This window comes from Duganella rhizosphaerae (assembly GCF_040364205.1).
GTDB classification, from domain to species: Bacteria; Pseudomonadota; Gammaproteobacteria; order Burkholderiales; family Burkholderiaceae_D; genus Rugamonas; species Rugamonas rhizosphaerae.
This window is the reverse complement of record NZ_BPWK01000001.1, coordinates 546,952-561,528: the sequence shown is the minus strand read 5'-3', so window position 1 is coordinate 561,528 and position 14,577 is coordinate 546,952. Positions and strand designations below refer to the sequence as shown.

The following is a 14,577-nucleotide window of genomic DNA, read 5'->3' as shown; positions in this document are numbered from 1 at the left end:
ATGTACAAGATCATCATCGTCGGCGGCGGCCTGGCGGGCAGCCTGGCCGCCATCTATATGGCGCGGCGGGGGCACGACGTCCACGTCATCGAAAAACGCAGCGATCCACTCGGCCCCAACGCGGCCAGCGCCGATCCGATCGGCTCGCGCGCGATCGGCGTCAGCATGACCGTGCGCGGCATCAAGGCGGTGCTGGGGGCCGGCGTCAGCAAGCAGGAGCTGGACCAGTGCGGCGAGCCCGTGGTCGGCATGGCGTTCTCCGTGCGCGGCGACTTCAAGGTGCGCGAGCTGACTCCGCTCGAAGGCCTGTTCCCGCTGTCGCTGGACCGCACCGCCTTCCAGCGGCTGCTGAACCGGCACGCCGTCAGGCACGAGGTCAAATACTACTTCGAGCATAAATGCCTGGACGTCGACCTCGACCGGAAATCCGTGCTGATCCAGGACAGCAACGGCGCGCTGCAGCATCTGCGAGGCGACCTGATCATCGGCGCCGACGGCGCCCACTCGGCGGTGCGGCGCGCCATGCAAAGCGGCATGCGGCGCTTCGAGTTCAAGCAGACCTTCTTCCGCCACGGCTACAAGACCCTGGTGCTGCCGAACGCCGCAGGCCTGGGCTTCCGCAAGGACCTGCTGTACTTCTTCGGCATGGATTCCAAGGGCCTGTTCGCCGGCCGCGCCGCCACCATCCCGGACGGCAGCATCAGCTTCGCCATCTGCCTGCCCTACACCGGCACGCCCAGCCTGGCCACGCTCAACCGCGAAGCCATGGCCGACTTCTTCAGCCGCTACTTCGGCAGCCTGCCGCCGACCAGCCGCCAGGAGTTGCTGGACCAGTTCATCGCCCTGCCCAGCAACGACCTCATCAATGTTCGCTCCAACACCTTCCACTACAAGGGCAACGTGCTGCTGATCGGCGACTCGGCGCACGCCACCGCGCCCTTCCTCGGCCAGGGCATGAACATGGCGCTGGAGGACGTGTACGTGTTCGCCACCCTGCTCGACCGCCAGCCCGATGCGATGAACCAGGTGCTGGCCGAGTTCACCCGCCAGCGCAAGGTGCAGGCCGACGCCATGCAGGACATGGCGATCGCCAACTACGAGGCGCTGAGCAACCCGAATCTGATTTTCTTCCTGCAGACCCGGTACACCCGCTACATGCACAAGAAATTCCCCCGTGTTTATCCGCCCGACATGGCGGAGAAACTGTACTTCACATCGGTTCCCTACGATGAGTTGCAACAAATCCAGAAGAAGCAAAACGTTTGGTACAAACTTGGAAGGGTAAATTAATGAAGATTCTCGTTATCGGCGCCGGACCGGCAGGACTGATCTTTGCCAGTCAGATGAAGCAAGCCCAGCCCGGCTGGGACATCCGCATCGCGGAAAAGAACACCCAGGAAGAAGTGCTGGGCTGGGGCGTGGTGCTGCCGGGACGGCCGCCGCGCCATCCGGCCAATCCGTTGTCCTACCTGGAGCAGCCGGAACTGCTCAACCCGCAGTACCTGGAAGAGTTCAAGCTGGTGCACCACGACCAGCCCAACCTGATGAGCACCGGCATCACGCTGTGCGGCGTCGGCCGCCAGGCGCTGGTGCAGGCGCTGCGCGCCAGGTGCGTGGCGGCCGGCATCACCATCCAGTACGAAACGCCGCTGGCCAGCAAGGAAGCGCTGGAGGCCGAGTACGACCTAGTGGTGGTGTCCAACGGCGTCAACCACAAATCGCTGGAGTTGCCGCAGGCGCTGGCGGCGCAGGTCGAGTTCGGCCGCAACAAATACATCTGGTACGGCACCACCCAGCTGTTCGACCAGATGAACCTGGTATTCCGCAGCAACGAGCAAGGCATCTTCATGGGCCACGCCTACAAGTACTCGGACACGATGAGCACCTTCATCGTCGAGTGCAGCGAGCAGAGCTATGTGCGCGCCGGGCTGGAGCATCGCAGCGACAGCGAGGTCGCCGCCTATCTGGCCCAGACCTTCCAGGCCGAACTGGGCGACCACGACCTGATCAGCCAACCGGGCCAGGGCTGGCGCAACTTCATGACGCTCAGCCGCGAACAGGCCAGCGACGGCAAGTTCGTGCTGATCGGCGATGCGCTGCAGTCCGGCCACTTCTCGATCGGCCACGGCACCACGATGGCGGTGACGGTCGCCCTGCTGCTGGCGAAAACCCTGGGCGCCGAGGCCGACACCGCGGCCGCGCTGGCCAACTTCAACGCCCGCGCGGTGCCGCTGGTGCGGCTGTTCAAGGACCACGCCGACAGCAGCCGCCGCTGGTTCGAGACCGTCAGCGACCGCATCGGACTGAGCAACGCCGAACTGACCATCAGCTTCGACAACCGCCGCAAGGACTTGCCGCCGTTGCAGGACGCGTTGATGGCCACGCTCGGCTACGCGCTGGGTCGATAGGGAGCCGCCATGCCGAACTACGCCACCCCGCCGCTGCTGCCGCTGCAATGGAGCAGCGCCTACATCTCCTACTGGTCGCCGATGCGGGACGAGGACGAAGTCACCTCCGGCTATTGCTGGTTCGACTACGCCCGCAATATCTGCCGCATCGACGGCCTGTTCAACCCCTGGTCGGAACGGGAAACCGGGCACCGTCTGTGGATGTCGGAAATCGGCGACGCCGGGCGCGAGCGCAGCCGCAAGCAAAAGGTGGCGTATGCCAGGCATGGCGAGCAACTGCGCGAAACGGCGCTGCCGGACGAGGTGGCGCCGTTCCGTGAACTGTTCCTGCCGCAGGCCATCCTGCGCGACGGCGAAGCGCTGCATGACGGCAGTCATTCGGTGCTGGGCCAGCCGGCCGACGCCTGGGTCGTCGAGCGGCCGGGCAAGGCGCGCTCGGTGTTCTACCTGCAGGCCGGCGGCAACCAGCTGCTGCGCATGGTCACCGGCAACGACCCGCAGCATCTGTCGGTGCGCGACTTCCCGAACTTTTCAACCGCCGACATCGCGGACAGCATTTTCATCCCCGCCCAGTCCTAGCTTTTACTCTCGAAGGAAACCTGTATGCCCTTGCTTGTCTATATACTCGGCTTGACGATCTTCTCGTTGACCACGTCCGAATTCATGGTGGCGGGCATGATGCCGTCGCTGGCGCTGGCGCTGGGTGAGCCGGTGACGCGGATCGGCTACCTGATCTCGCTCTACGCCATCGGCATGGTGGTCGGCGGGCCGCTGATCACGGTCGGCATGCTCAAGCTGCGCATCACCAAAAAAGATGGCTTGCTCGGGCTGCTGAGCCTGTACGTGATCGCCCAATCGATCGCCGCCTCGGCCACCAGCTACGACGTCATGGCCTGCGCGCGGCTGGCCACCGGCGTGGCCGCCTCGGCCTGCTTCGGCGTCTCGCTGGCCATCTGTGCCGACCTGGTCGGCGTGCACGCGCGCGGACGCGCCGCCGCCGTCGTGATCGGCGGCCTGATGCTGGCCTCGGTGGTCGGCGTGCCGATGGCCACGCTGATCGACCAGCATCTGGGCTGGCGCGCCAGCTTCTGGCTGGTGGTGCTGCTGACGGTGCTGTGCATGGTGCTGGTCACGCTGCTGATGCCGCGCTCCAGGCCGTCCCAGGCGGTCAGCCTGGGCAGCGAACTGAAGGAGTTCAGGAATCCCCATCTGTGGACCGCCTATGCCAGCAGCGGCCTCATCATCGGTGCGATCTTCGCCGCCTTCAGCTACTTCGCGCCCATCCTGACCGAGGTCAGCGGCTTTCCGCCCTCGTCGATCCCGTGGCTGCTGGGGGTCTACGGCGTCGCCAACGTGGTGGGCAACGGCGTGGTGGGGCGGTTTGCGGACCAGTACACGATACCGATCATGGTCGGCGGCATGCTGATCCTGAGCATCAGCCTGGCGCTGTTCGCAGTCTTTGCGCACGACCAGACGATCAGCATCGCCTTGCTGGTGGTGACCGGCCTGGTCGGCATGTCCATGAATCCCGCCATCATCGCGCGGGTGATGCGCACCGCGCATCCCGGGCCCTTGGTCAACACCATCCACACCTCGGTCATCAACATCGGCCTGGGCGCGGGATCGTGGATCGGCGGGCTGGGGATCGCCGCCGGCCACGGCATGCGCTCGCCGTTATGGGTGGGCGTGGCGCTGGCCGTGCTTGCGCTGCTCAGCCTGCTGCCCTATGTCGGGCAACGGACTACAGCACCGGCGCGAGTTCCTTCAGCAACCCCACAGCTTTGACCAGCTGGGCATTGAGTTCCTCATGCTTGAGCACGCCTCGCTCCAGATCGAAGTTGTCATGAAAACTAGGGATGGCGAGGCTGGCCTTGACGTGGCCGCCGAAGAACGGCGCGGAGCCGGTCGCGGCGGCCAGCACGGAGGCGCCGCCGCGGGCGCCCGGCGAGGTGGACAGGAAGACCTGCGGCTTGTTCTGGAACACCTTGGGCTCTATCCGCGAGCACCAGTCGAACAGGTTTTTAAACGCCGCGCTGTACGAGCCGTTGTGTTCGGCAAACGAAATAATCATGGCGTCGCACGCAGCGATTTTTTGCAGGAAGGCCTTGGCCAGTTCAGGGTGGCCGGACGCCGCTTCGCGGTCGATGCTGAACAGCGGCATTTCATAATCGTTTAAATCCAGCAGCTCGACCTCGGCGTCTTCCAGCAGGCTCGCGGCGTAGATCGCCAGTTTCTTGTTGATCGACTTGCTGCTATTGCTTGCTGCGAATGCTAAGACTTTCATGTTTCCCTTTATGTGGTGTCGAAATGACACTTATTGTATAGTACATGTTTTATTTCTGACACTATTCCGAAAGGCAAGCGACATGAAAACAGCATCTCTGGTCCTGGGCGCCGCGCTGGCGTTCGCCGGCAGCGCGCACGCAGGCAACTACACGCTCGACTTCGACGCCCCGAAAATTTGCACCGCCAACGGCAGCGGCTACGGCGCGCACCAGGATTGCTCCAACGGCAATGGCAGCATCGGGCAGGATTACGGCGACGTGGCCGGCGTGGTCGATGTGCAATACTCCGCGCCCTACACCGGCCACGGCACACTCAATTGGTGGAGCACCGGCTACAACACCCTGTACGGCGTGCTGTGGGCCGGCTCGAGCGACGCCCATTCGGCCGCCCGCATCGATCTGCTGCCGCAGCAAGCCGGCCAGATGGTGAGCCTGTCGCGCTTCGACCTCGGCACCTATGGCGGCGCGCACACCACTTCGGTGACGGTGTCGGCGATCGGCGGCGGCGTGTTGTTCAGTTTTGACGGCATTATCCCGACCAATAACTCGGCCACCACCCTGGTGCCGAACGTCTCGTCGGCCAGCGGCCTGAGCATCCAGTGGCATGACAGCGCCTACAACGTCGGCATCGACAACATCAAGTTCTCGGTAAGCGCCGTGCCGGAACCGTCGTCGTACGCGATGCTCGCCGGCGGCTTGTTGTTGCTCGGCGCGATCGCGCGCCGCCGCCGCGCCTGACTACTCAGCGGAAACCGTCAAACGACACCTGCAGCATGTGGCGCACGATATCGTCGGGCGCCATCTTGCTGTACTTCTGCAGATACTCCACCGCCGGATCGCAGGTGCGGGCGTAATAGCTGTACAGGATGACGTCGGTGGGCAGTTCGCTGCTCAGCTGCCCCTGCTGCTGCGCCTGTTTGACCAGCGCCTCCAGCTGACGGTTCAGTTTCATGATGCGCAGCATGTACTTCACATTGCGTATCAACATGTCGCGCACATGGGGACTGGTGGACGGCAGGAACGGCAAGCCGCCATCCAGGCGCACCCGCAGCGCCCATTCCAGCAAGGCCGACAATTTCTGCACCGGACTCAGCGCGGCATCGAGCGCCGCCACGTAGTCGAGCGCGCCGTCGAGCAGGCGTATCAGCGCCTCGCCGACCAGCTCTTCCTTGGACTTGAAGTGCTTGTACAGGCTGGGCTTGGAGATGCCCACCGCGCCGGCGACATCGTCCATCGTCATCAAATCGTAGCCTTTATGGCTCAACACCACCGTCGTGGCATCGAGAATCGCACTCTCGCGCAACTTAAACGCTTGATTTTTAAAGCTTAATCTCGGAAGGATACTCATTGGTAAATTTTCGCTACTAATCAGTAGCTTTTGTTGTTTGGTAGTAGTAATATTAGCACGCCGGTAGAACCGCGGCCAGAATAACCAACAACAGCACATGAATCCAACACGCAAACGCATCGCCGTCATCGGCTCCGGCATCTCCGGCCTGGCCAGCGCCTATTTTCTCAGCCGAAAGCATGATGTCGTGCTGTTTGAAGCGGGCCACTATCTGGGCGGCCACACCAATACCGTCGACGTCACGCTCGAAGGCCGCAGCCACGGCGTCGACACCGGCTTCCTGGTCTACAACGAGCACACCTACCCCAACCTGGTGGCCTTGTTCGACGAGCTGGGCGTGGCCAGCATCGGCAGCGACATGTCCTTCGCCGTGTCCATGGACCAGGGCAAGCTGGAATGGGCCGGCACCAGCCTAGCCACCGTGTTCGCGCAGCGCGCCAACCTGGGCTCGCCGTCGTTCCTGCGCATGCTGTGGGATATCCTGCACTTCAACCGCAATGCGCGGCGCCTGCTGCAACAGTCGACCCAGGCCGGCCTGAGCTTGGGACAGCTGCTGAAACAACAGGGTTACGGCGCCAGCTTCCGCGACGCCTACCTGCTGCCGATGGCCGCCGCCATCTGGTCCAGTTCGCCGAACGATATCCTGAATTTCCCCGCCGCGACCTTCCTGCGCTTTTGCCTCAACCACGCGCTGCTGCAAATCAACGACCGGCCGCAGTGGCGCACCGTGGCCGGCGGCGCCCGCCATTACGTCGAGAAGATCGCCGCCACCCTGCCGGACTGCCGGCTGCGCACGCCGGTGCAGTCGGTGCTGCGCGGCGCGGCCGGCGAGCTGATCGTCCGTAGCGCCGCCGGCGCCGAGACCTTCGACGCCGTGGTGTGCGCCACCCACGCGCCGACCACGCTGGCGCTGCTGCTGGACGCCAGCGAGACCGAACGCGCCATCCTCGGCGGCGTCCGCTACCAGCCCAACACCGCCTACCTGCACACCGACGCCAGCCTGATGCCGCGCCGGCGCAAGGTATGGGCGGCCTGGAATTACCTGGCCGGATCGCAGTCCGCCGGCCAACGTCCGGTGTGTGTCAGCTACTGGCTGAATCAGCTGCAGGCGCTGCCGTTCAAGACCCCGTTGATGGTCACGCTCAACCCGCACGCCTTGCCGGCGGCCGACACCATCCTGGCCAAATTCGACTACGCGCACCCGATCATGGACCAGTCCACGATCAGGGCGCAGCAGCAACTGGCGCAGATCCAGGGCAACGGCGGCGTCTGGTACGCGGGCGCCTGGACCGGCTACGGCTTCCACGAGGACGGCCTGAAATCGGCGTTGCGCATCGCCGCCGCATTCGACGTGGCGCCGGCGTGGGCCACGCTGCCATGAAGCAGCCCGCCCACCAGCTGGTGCACGGCCAGGTGATGCACGCGCGCCTGCGCCCGGCGCGCCACCGCTTCGTCTATCCGGTGCTGTATGTGCGCCTCAACCTGGCCCGGCTGGACGCCTGCAATTCAAGCTGGTTCGGCGTCGACCGCTGGCGGCCGCTGTCGATCCGCCGCCGCGACTACGGCCCGCGCGACGGCTCCAGCCTGGAACTGTGGATGCGCGCGCTGCTGCGCGAGCACGCCATCGACGCCGACGGCGAGATCTGGCTGCAGACCTTCCCGCGCGTGGCCGGCTATGCGTTCAATCCCGTCAGCTTCTGGCATTGCCACGCCGCCGACGGCCGGCTGTGCGCCGTGCTGGCCGAGGTCAACAACACCTTCGGCGAAAGCCACCGCTATCTGCTGCGCATCGGCGCCGACGGCACCTGCTCGGCCACCAAGCAACTGCACGTGTCGCCGTTTTGCGCGGTGCAGGGACACTATCGTTTCCGCTTCCGGCTGAACGGCGCCAGCCACTGCACCGGACTGGACTATCACGACGACCACGGCCTGTTGCTGAAGACCGCGCTCAGCGGCCGCCCGGTGCCGATGACCGACGGCTCGCTGGCCGCCGCGCTGCTGCGCTACCCATTGCTGGGGATAGGCATCGTCGCCCGCATCCACTGGCAGGCGCTCAGGCTGTGGCTGAAGCGCGTACCGGTGTTCGGCAAGCCGCCCGCCCCAACCACGTCACACCACACCACCGTGCACCAGGAGACCTCCCGATGAACCGCACCTTGTCGACCCAACTGCCGTCGGCGCCAGTCGGCGCCCGATGGTTTCTCACGCTGCTCAACAATATTCGTCTGGGCCACCTGGAACTGGTCACGCCGTGCAACACCCGCATGGTGTTCGGCGACGCCCATTCGCCCATCGGCGCCACGCTGACGGTGCACGACTGGCGCGCCTGCCAGCGCATCCTGCGCGCCGGCGACATCGGCTTTGCCGAAGCCTATGCCGCCGGCTGGGTCGACACGCCCGACCTGACCGCGCTGCTGCGGCTGGCGCTGCGCAACGAGGCGTCGCTGGACCGCATGCTGTTCGGTGGCGCGCTGGCGCGCTGCTGGTACCGCCTGCGCCATTGGCTGCGGCCCAACACCCGCAGCGGCAGCGCGCGCAACATCCACGCCCACTACGACATCGGCAACGATTTCTACCGGCTGTGGCTCGATCCCAGCTGGACCTATTCCAGCGCCCTGTTCGACGGCGACCACAGCCTGTCGCTGCAGGCCGCGCAGCAGCGCAAGTACCAGCGCATCATCGACACGCTGCAGTTGCGCCCCGGCCAGCGCGTGCTGGAGATCGGCTGCGGCTGGGGCGGTTTCGCGGAACACGCGGCGCAGCAAGGCATCCATGTGCACGGCGTGACGATCTCGCCGTCGCAGCTGGAGATCGCGCAGCGCCGCGCGCAGGCGCTGAACCTGCAGGACCGGGTGCAGCTGGCCTTGTGCGACTACCGCGACCTCGACGGCGAATACGACGCCGTGGTGTCGATCGAGATGTTCGAGGCGGTGGGCGAACAATACTGGCAACAGTATTTCAAGACGGTCGCGGCGCGCCTGAAGCCCGGCGGCCAGGCGCTGATCCAGTCGATCACCATCGGCGAGCAATTCTTCCCGCGCTATCGCAGCAGCACCGATTTCATCCAGCAGTACATTTTCCCCGGCGGCATGCTGCCCAGCGTAGAACGCTTCGAGCAGCACGCCGCGCGCGCCGGCCTGCGTCCCTTGCAGCGCCACGCCTTCGGCCCCGACTACGCCGAAACACTGCGCCGCTGGAACGCCCAGTGCAACACCGCCCACGCGCAAATCGCCGGCCTGGGCTACGACCAGCATTTCATGCGCATCTGGCATATGTACTTCGCCTACTGCGAAGCGGCCTTTGACGAGGGAAGAACCGATGTCGTCCAATTCCTGCTGCAAAAATCCTGAGCCGGCCCGCCGGCTTCGGGTCCGGCATTGGCTGGCGATCGGCGGCCTGCTGCTGAGCAGCCTGTGTCGCGCCGCCAGCTGGCAGGACGCGTTGCCGCAGGCCGAAAGGCTGGGCGACGGCGACCTGAGCTGGCTGGGCTTCCGCATCTATCACGCCACGCTGTGGGCGCAGCAGCGGCCGTTCCAGCCGCAGGCGGCGTTTGCGCTGCAACTGCGCTACTACCGCAGCATCAGCCGCCAGCGCCTGGTGCAGACCAGCCTGGATGAAATGCGGCGCCTGCGCGGCGCCGGCCTGGACGCGGCCACCTTGCAGCAATGGGAGCGCGCGCTGGAGCACGCCTTCACCGACGTCGCGTCCGGCGACGAACTGATCGGCGTCTATCTTCCCGGTCACGGCATGCGCCTCTACAACCAACAGCAGCTGCTGGCCGACATCGACGACGTCGGACTGGCGCGCGCCTTCTTCGGCATCTGGCTCGACCGCGACACGCGCGACCAGGACCTGCGCCGCAAACTGATGGGAGCGCCGCAGTGAGGACCGCGACCACGCCGCCGGACAGCCAGCCGCGCTGGTGGCGGCTGGCCGCGTATGGCCTGCTGGGCCTGCCGTTGGCGATGGCCGCGCTGCCTGTGTACCTGCAGGTGGCGGCCTACTACAGCGTGCTGCGCGGCGTCGCGCTGGCCGAGCTGGGCTGGGTGCTGTTCGCGGCTCGACTGCTCGACACGCTGCAGGATCCGCTGCAGGGCCATCTGATCGACGGCCTGCGCGGCGGCATCAGGCGCTGGCTGGCCGCCGGCGGTGTGGTGCTCGCGCTGGCCTTCGCCGGCCTGTGGGCGCCGCCGGGCGCGGGCGTGTCCGCGACGCTGTGGCTGGGCGCCATGCTGGTGCTGGCCTACAGCGCCCACAGCATGCTCAACATCGCCTACCTGACGTGGGGCGCGCGCCTGCCGGGCCACGCCGCGCAAGCCGGCGGCGCCCGGCTGCCGGCGGCCGCTTGGCGCGAAGGCGCGGGACTGGCGGGCATGGTCATCGCCAGCGTGATCCCCGCCACCATCATGAGCGGCGCCGCCGACGCCATCCCGGCCCGCATGGGACTCTACAGCCTGGCGTTCGCGGCGCTGCTGCTGGCCGCCTTGCTGGCGCTGCTGAAGCTGGCGCCGGCCTGGCCATCCGTTGTCCAGCCGGCCGGCGACTGGCGCGCCACGCTGCGCCGCATGGCGTCGAACAGCCGCTTCCGGCGCCTGCTGGCGCCGTATTTCCTGAACGCCTGCTCGGTCTCGCTGCCGGCGACGCTGGCGCTGTTCTTCATCGGCGACCAGTTGCGGGCGGCGCCGCTGGCCGGCGCCTTCCTGGGATGCTATTTCATCGCCGCCGCCTGCGGCCTGCCGCTGTGGACCGCGCTGGCGCGCCGCATCGGCGTGCTGCCGTGCTGGCGGCTGGGCATGGCGCTGTCCATCGCCAGCTTTGCCGGCGCCGGACTGCTGGGCGCCGGCGACGTGCTGCCCTACTTTGCGGTGTGCGTCGCCGCCGGCGCGGCGCTCGGCGCCGACCTGGCCATGCCGCCGGTGCTGCTGGCCGAAACGCTCGCGCCCGACGAGGCGGCCGGCGCCTACTACGGCGTGCTGACGCTGCTGGGCAAGCTGGCGCTGGCCCTGTCCGGCCTGGCGTTGCCGCTGCTGGCCGCGCTCGGCTACCGTCCCGGCATGGCCAGCACCAGCGGCGGCGCCGCGCTGGCGCTGGTGTATGCCGCCCTGCCCTGCTTACTGAAACTGCTGGCAATGGCGGCGCTGTGGCGCGCTCCGCCAACGTCCGTGCCCGCCTACCGCTACCGGAGTACACCATGAAAACCCTGCTCACCGGCCTGTTGCTGGCCCTGCTTGCCGGCTGCGCCGGCCCCGACGTCCAGCAATACAAGGCGCTGCAGCCGGCGCTCGACCTGCCGGCCTACTTCACCGGCACCACCGACGCCTGGGGCATGTTCCAGAAGCGCGGCGGCGACGTGGTCAAGCGCTTCCACGTCGTCATCACCGGCACCAGCAAGGACGGCACGCTGACGCTCGACGAACAGTTCCGCTACGACGACGGCAGCAGCCAGCGCCGCGTCTGGCGCCTGACGCGCGCGGCCGACGGCGTCTGGCACGGCCGCGCCGACGACGTCGAAGGAGAGGCGCTGGGCGAAGTGGCCGGCAACGCGCTGCACTGGCAGTACACGCTGCGGCTGCCGGTGGACGGCCGCAGCTACGACATGCGCTTCGACGACTGGATGTTCCTGATCGACGACTGCACCATGATCAACCGCGCCAGCATGGGCAAGTTCGGGATCGAGCTGGGGCAAGTGACGCTGATGTTCCGGAGACGCGCATGCGCGCCCTGAACCGGCCGATCGCGGCCTGGGCCGGCCAGCGAGTCTGGCTGGTCGGTGCCTCCAGCGGCATCGGCGCCGCGCTGGCCGGCGAGCTGCTGCGGGCCGGCGCGCGGGTGGCGCTCTCGGCGCGCCGCGCCGACCTGCTGCAGGCGGTGGCCGCCGGCCATGCGCAAGCCATCGTGGCGCCGTTCGACATCCTCGACCACGATGCTTGGAGCGCGCGCTACCATGATATCTGCGCGCAAGCGGGCGGCGTCGACCTGATCGTATTCTGCGCCGCGGCCTACCATCCGGAACGCAGCTGGGAGGTCAGCGCCGCCGGCGCGGCCCACACGCTGGCGGTGAACCTGGGCAGCGTCTACACCGGGCTGGCCACGGTGCTGCCGGACATGCTGGCGCGCGGCAGCGGCGGCGTCGCCATCGTCGCCAGCGTGGCCGGCTACGTCGGCCTGCCCAACGCCAGCGTCTACGGCCCCAGTAAGGCGGCGCTGATCAACCTGGCGGAACTGCTGTACACCGACCTGCGCCCGCGCGGGCTGAACGTCTACCTGATCAATCCGGGCTTCGTGCAAACCCCGCTGACCGCGCAGAACGCCTTCCCCATGCCGGCCTTGCAGACGCCGCAAGCGGCGGCCACGGCGATCTGCCGCGGCCTGACCGCCGGCGACTTCGAAATCCACTTCCCCAAGCGTTTCACGCGGCTGGTAAAGTTGTTGCGCTGGCTGCCCTACCGCTGGCGTTTTGCCGTAATCACTCACTTGCTGGTGCCGCAATGACCGATCCCGAACCACTGCTGGCCTGGTACGCCGCGCTGACGCCCGACACGGTGCCCCAAGCCGGAAAATTTTACGCAGCCGACGCGCAGTTCCGCGACCCGTTCAACGACGTGCGCGGCATCGCCGCGATCGAAGCGATCTTCCGCCACATGTTCACCCATACCGAACAGCCGCGCTTCATCATCGGCGAACGCATGGCGCAGGGCGACCAGGCCTTCGTCACCTGGCTATTCGTGTTCAGCCTGCGCGGTGTGCCTTACCGGATCGAAGGCGGCAGCCACCTGCGCTTCAACCAGGCCGGCCTGGTCATCTCGCACCGCGACTACTGGGACGCGGCCGAAGAGCTGCTGCAAAAGCTGCCGCTGGTCGGCGCGCCGATACGCTGGCTGCGCGGCCGCTTCCGCGTTCCCATGCCATGAGCACGACGCTTAAACTGATCCTGGGCGACCAGCTCAACTGCCGCCACAGCTGGTTCGCGCAGCCGTCGCCGGACGTGGTCTTCGTGCTGATGGAAGTACGCCAGGAAACCGACTACGTGCTGCATCACGCGCAAAAGATCATCGCCATCTTTGCCGCCATGCGCGACCTGGCGCGCCGGCTGCGCGCGGCCGGACACTGCGTCCACTATCTGTCGATCGACGATCCGGACAACCGCCAGTCATTGCCCGCCAACCTTGACTACCTGCTGGCGCACTACGAGGCGGACGCCTTCGCCTGGCAGGCGCCGGACGAATGGCGGCTGGACCGGCAGCTGGCCGACTACGCCGCCGGCCTGTCCATCCCCGCCAGCATGGACGACAGCGAACACTTCTACGCCGGCCGCCACGAGGCCGCGCAATTCTTCAACGCCCGCGCCGCCTGGGTGATGGAGCCGTTCTACCGCCACATGCGCAAGCGGCACGGCGTGCTGATGACCGGGAACGGCGCCCCGGCAGGCGGCCAGTGGAATTTCGACCACGACAACCGCGAGGCCTGGCCGGGCCTGCCGTGGGAGCCCGCCGATCCGCGCGGCCGGCACGACCATGGCGCCTTGTGGCAAACCATCCAGGCAGCCGGCGTGCGCAGCTTCGGCGAGCCGCAGGCCGACGACTTCGCATGGCCGCTCAACCGGGAAGAAGCGCTGCACCAGCTGGACCAGTTCGTGCGCGACGCCCTGCCGCATTTCGGCCGCTACCAGGACGCGATGAGCCTGCGCGCCTGGCGGCTGTTCCACTCCCTGCTGTCGTTCGCGCTGAACACCAAGATGCTCGATCCGCTCACGGTGGTCGAGCGGGTCGAGGCCGCATGGCGCGACGGCGCCGTGCCGCTGGAATCGGCCGAAGGCTATATCCGGCAAATCCTCGGCTGGCGCGAATACGTGCGCGGCGTCTACTGGCACCGCATGCCCGGCTACGACCAGCTCAACGCCTTCGGCCATACGACAGTCTTGCCGCACTGGTTCTGGAGCGGCAACACCCGGATGCGCTGCCTGGCGACGGCGATCGGCCAGTCGCTGCAGCACGCGCACAGCCATCACATCAATCGCCTGATGGTCATCGGGAACTTCGCCTTGCTGGCGGGGTTGTCGCCGCAGGAACTGCATCAGTGGTACCTGGGCATCTACATCGACGCCTTCGAATGGGTGGAACTGCCCAACACACTGGGCATGAGCCAGTATGCCGACGGCGGCCAACTGGCCACCAAACCCTACGTTTCCAGCGCCGCCTACATCGACCGCATGAGCGACTACTGCAAAGGCTGTCACTACCAGAAGAAGCTGCGCATCGGCGAGCGCGCCTGCCCCTACAACGCGCTGTATTGGGATTTTTTTGCCCGCAACGAGCAACGACTGGGCGGCAACCATCGCCTCGGCATGGTCTACCGTCAGTTGCACCGCATGGACGGCGCCGACAGGCAAGCGCTGCAGGAACAAGCCGCCGACACCCGCGCGCGGCTGGCCGATTTGTAACTTACGGTAGCGTCCCACGCTCCCGATACGGCCTACCCCTACCCAAACAATATAGCTGAGTGCAAAAGTCTTATTGGAAATGACAGGGCCAAATCG

16 protein-coding genes are annotated in these 14,577 nt (G+C 66.6%); 14 read left to right on the top strand and 2 right to left on the bottom strand.

Going from position 1 to position 14,577, the window contains the following annotated elements:
- Genes vioC through RUGAMON1_RS02510 form a run of 4 tightly spaced genes read left to right on the top strand, consistent with a single transcriptional unit; the run spans position 1 to position 4,193 of the window.
- Complete coding sequence (gene vioC, locus RUGAMON1_RS02525; protein WP_445229003.1) at positions 1-1,290, top strand: NADP-dependent violacein biosynthesis oxygenase VioC; 1,290 nt, start codon at positions 1-3, stop codon at positions 1,288-1,290.
- On the top strand, positions 1,290-2,408 hold the full coding sequence (vioD, locus tag RUGAMON1_RS02520) for a flavin-dependent violacein biosynthesis monooxygenase VioD (RefSeq protein ID WP_445229002.1): 1,119 nt from the start codon (positions 1,290-1,292) through the stop codon (positions 2,406-2,408). Before vioC ends, vioD begins: the two co-directional genes overlap by 1 nt.
- Positions 2,409-2,417: 9 nt before the next feature.
- The gene (vioE, locus tag RUGAMON1_RS02515; RefSeq protein WP_445229001.1) at positions 2,418-2,987 is read left to right on the top strand and encodes a violacein biosynthesis enzyme VioE; all 570 of its coding nucleotides are present in this window, start codon (positions 2,418-2,420) and stop codon (positions 2,985-2,987) included.
- A gap of 24 nt (positions 2,988-3,011) precedes the next feature.
- Positions 3,012-4,193 (top strand): MFS transporter, encoded by a 1,182-nt coding sequence (locus tag RUGAMON1_RS02510; protein ID WP_445229000.1) that lies wholly within the window; start codon positions 3,012-3,014, stop codon positions 4,191-4,193.
- On the opposite strand, the gene RUGAMON1_RS02505 is transcribed toward RUGAMON1_RS02510, so the two are convergent.
- Entirely contained in the window at positions 4,150-4,692 is a 543-nt protein-coding gene (locus RUGAMON1_RS02505; RefSeq protein WP_445228999.1) for an NADPH-dependent FMN reductase, read from the bottom strand. The genes RUGAMON1_RS02510 and RUGAMON1_RS02505 overlap by 44 nt on opposite strands.
- An 82-nt stretch (positions 4,693-4,774) precedes the next feature.
- On the opposite strand from RUGAMON1_RS02505, the gene RUGAMON1_RS02500 reads away from it, so the two are divergent.
- On the top strand, positions 4,775-5,431 hold the full coding sequence (locus tag RUGAMON1_RS02500) for a PEP-CTERM sorting domain-containing protein (protein WP_445228998.1): 657 nt from the start codon (positions 4,775-4,777) through the stop codon (positions 5,429-5,431).
- 4 nt (positions 5,432-5,435) lie between these two features.
- On the opposite strand, the gene RUGAMON1_RS02495 is transcribed toward RUGAMON1_RS02500, so the two are convergent.
- Positions 5,436-6,041 (bottom strand): TetR/AcrR family transcriptional regulator, encoded by a 606-nt coding sequence (locus RUGAMON1_RS02495; protein ID WP_445228997.1) that lies wholly within the window; start codon positions 6,039-6,041, stop codon positions 5,436-5,438.
- A gap of 97 nt (positions 6,042-6,138) precedes the next feature.
- On the opposite strand from RUGAMON1_RS02495, the gene RUGAMON1_RS02490 reads away from it, so the two are divergent.
- Genes RUGAMON1_RS02490 through RUGAMON1_RS02450 form a run of 9 tightly spaced genes read left to right on the top strand, consistent with a single transcriptional unit; the run spans position 6,139 to position 14,481 of the window.
- Entirely contained in the window at positions 6,139-7,422 is a 1,284-nt protein-coding gene (locus RUGAMON1_RS02490) for an NAD(P)/FAD-dependent oxidoreductase (RefSeq protein ID WP_445228996.1), read from the top strand.
- The gene (locus RUGAMON1_RS02485; protein WP_445228995.1) at positions 7,419-8,189 is read left to right on the top strand and encodes a DUF1365 domain-containing protein; all 771 of its coding nucleotides are present in this window, start codon (positions 7,419-7,421) and stop codon (positions 8,187-8,189) included. Before RUGAMON1_RS02490 ends, RUGAMON1_RS02485 begins: the two co-directional genes overlap by 4 nt.
- Positions 8,186-9,391 carry a class I SAM-dependent methyltransferase gene (locus tag RUGAMON1_RS02480; RefSeq protein WP_445228994.1) on the top strand — a complete coding sequence of 402 codons (1,206 nt, stop codon included), beginning with the start codon at positions 8,186-8,188 and terminating at the stop codon, positions 9,389-9,391. Before RUGAMON1_RS02485 ends, RUGAMON1_RS02480 begins: the two co-directional genes overlap by 4 nt.
- A complete protein-coding gene (locus RUGAMON1_RS02475) occupies positions 9,360-9,926 on the top strand; it encodes a chalcone isomerase family protein (protein ID WP_445228993.1) in 567 nt (188 codons plus the stop codon). Before RUGAMON1_RS02480 ends, RUGAMON1_RS02475 begins: the two co-directional genes overlap by 32 nt.
- Positions 9,923-11,236 (top strand): MFS transporter, encoded by a 1,314-nt coding sequence (locus tag RUGAMON1_RS02470; protein WP_445228992.1) that lies wholly within the window; start codon positions 9,923-9,925, stop codon positions 11,234-11,236. Before RUGAMON1_RS02475 ends, RUGAMON1_RS02470 begins: the two co-directional genes overlap by 4 nt.
- The gene (locus RUGAMON1_RS02465; RefSeq protein ID WP_445228991.1) at positions 11,233-11,766 is read left to right on the top strand and encodes a DUF3833 domain-containing protein; all 534 of its coding nucleotides are present in this window, start codon (positions 11,233-11,235) and stop codon (positions 11,764-11,766) included. The genes RUGAMON1_RS02470 and RUGAMON1_RS02465 overlap by 4 nt, the downstream gene beginning before the upstream one ends.
- The gene (locus RUGAMON1_RS02460) at positions 11,754-12,533 is read left to right on the top strand and encodes an SDR family NAD(P)-dependent oxidoreductase (RefSeq protein WP_445228990.1); all 780 of its coding nucleotides are present in this window, start codon (positions 11,754-11,756) and stop codon (positions 12,531-12,533) included. The genes RUGAMON1_RS02465 and RUGAMON1_RS02460 overlap by 13 nt, the downstream gene beginning before the upstream one ends.
- The gene (locus RUGAMON1_RS02455) at positions 12,530-12,952 is read left to right on the top strand and encodes a nuclear transport factor 2 family protein (protein ID WP_445228989.1); all 423 of its coding nucleotides are present in this window, start codon (positions 12,530-12,532) and stop codon (positions 12,950-12,952) included. Before RUGAMON1_RS02460 ends, RUGAMON1_RS02455 begins: the two co-directional genes overlap by 4 nt.
- On the top strand, positions 12,949-14,481 hold the full coding sequence (locus tag RUGAMON1_RS02450; RefSeq protein WP_445228988.1) for a cryptochrome/photolyase family protein: 1,533 nt from the start codon (positions 12,949-12,951) through the stop codon (positions 14,479-14,481). Before RUGAMON1_RS02455 ends, RUGAMON1_RS02450 begins: the two co-directional genes overlap by 4 nt.
- Positions 14,482-14,577: the final 96 nt, after the last annotated feature.

What these genes read in the sequence shown, in the direction of transcription:
- vioC (WP_445229003.1), top strand. Translation starts at nt 1, where the DNA reads ATGTACAAGATCATCATCGTCGGCGGCGGCCTGGCGGGCAGCCTGGCC.
- vioD (WP_445229002.1), top strand. Translation starts at nt 1,290, where the DNA reads ATGAAGATTCTCGTTATCGGCGCCGGACCGGCAGGACTGATCTTTGCC.
- vioE (WP_445229001.1), top strand. Translation starts at nt 2,418, where the DNA reads ATGCCGAACTACGCCACCCCGCCGCTGCTGCCGCTGCAATGGAGCAGC.
- RUGAMON1_RS02510 (WP_445229000.1), top strand. Translation starts at nt 3,012, where the DNA reads ATGCCCTTGCTTGTCTATATACTCGGCTTGACGATCTTCTCGTTGACC.
- RUGAMON1_RS02505 (WP_445228999.1), bottom strand. Translation starts at nt 4,692, where the DNA reads ATGAAAGTCTTAGCATTCGCAGCAAGCAATAGCAGCAAGTCGATCAAC.
- RUGAMON1_RS02500 (WP_445228998.1), top strand. Translation starts at nt 4,775, where the DNA reads ATGAAAACAGCATCTCTGGTCCTGGGCGCCGCGCTGGCGTTCGCCGGC.
- RUGAMON1_RS02495 (WP_445228997.1), bottom strand. Translation starts at nt 6,041, where the DNA reads ATGAGTATCCTTCCGAGATTAAGCTTTAAAAATCAAGCGTTTAAGTTG.
- RUGAMON1_RS02490 (WP_445228996.1), top strand. Translation starts at nt 6,139, where the DNA reads ATGAATCCAACACGCAAACGCATCGCCGTCATCGGCTCCGGCATCTCC.
- RUGAMON1_RS02485 (WP_445228995.1), top strand. Translation starts at nt 7,419, where the DNA reads ATGAAGCAGCCCGCCCACCAGCTGGTGCACGGCCAGGTGATGCACGCG.
- RUGAMON1_RS02480 (WP_445228994.1), top strand. Translation starts at nt 8,186, where the DNA reads ATGAACCGCACCTTGTCGACCCAACTGCCGTCGGCGCCAGTCGGCGCC.
- RUGAMON1_RS02475 (WP_445228993.1), top strand. Translation starts at nt 9,360, where the DNA reads ATGTCGTCCAATTCCTGCTGCAAAAATCCTGAGCCGGCCCGCCGGCTT.
- RUGAMON1_RS02465 (WP_445228991.1), top strand. Translation starts at nt 11,233, where the DNA reads ATGAAAACCCTGCTCACCGGCCTGTTGCTGGCCCTGCTTGCCGGCTGC.
- RUGAMON1_RS02460 (WP_445228990.1), top strand. Translation starts at nt 11,754, where the DNA reads ATGCGCGCCCTGAACCGGCCGATCGCGGCCTGGGCCGGCCAGCGAGTC.
- RUGAMON1_RS02455 (WP_445228989.1), top strand. Translation starts at nt 12,530, where the DNA reads ATGACCGATCCCGAACCACTGCTGGCCTGGTACGCCGCGCTGACGCCC.
- RUGAMON1_RS02450 (WP_445228988.1), top strand. Translation starts at nt 12,949, where the DNA reads ATGAGCACGACGCTTAAACTGATCCTGGGCGACCAGCTCAACTGCCGC.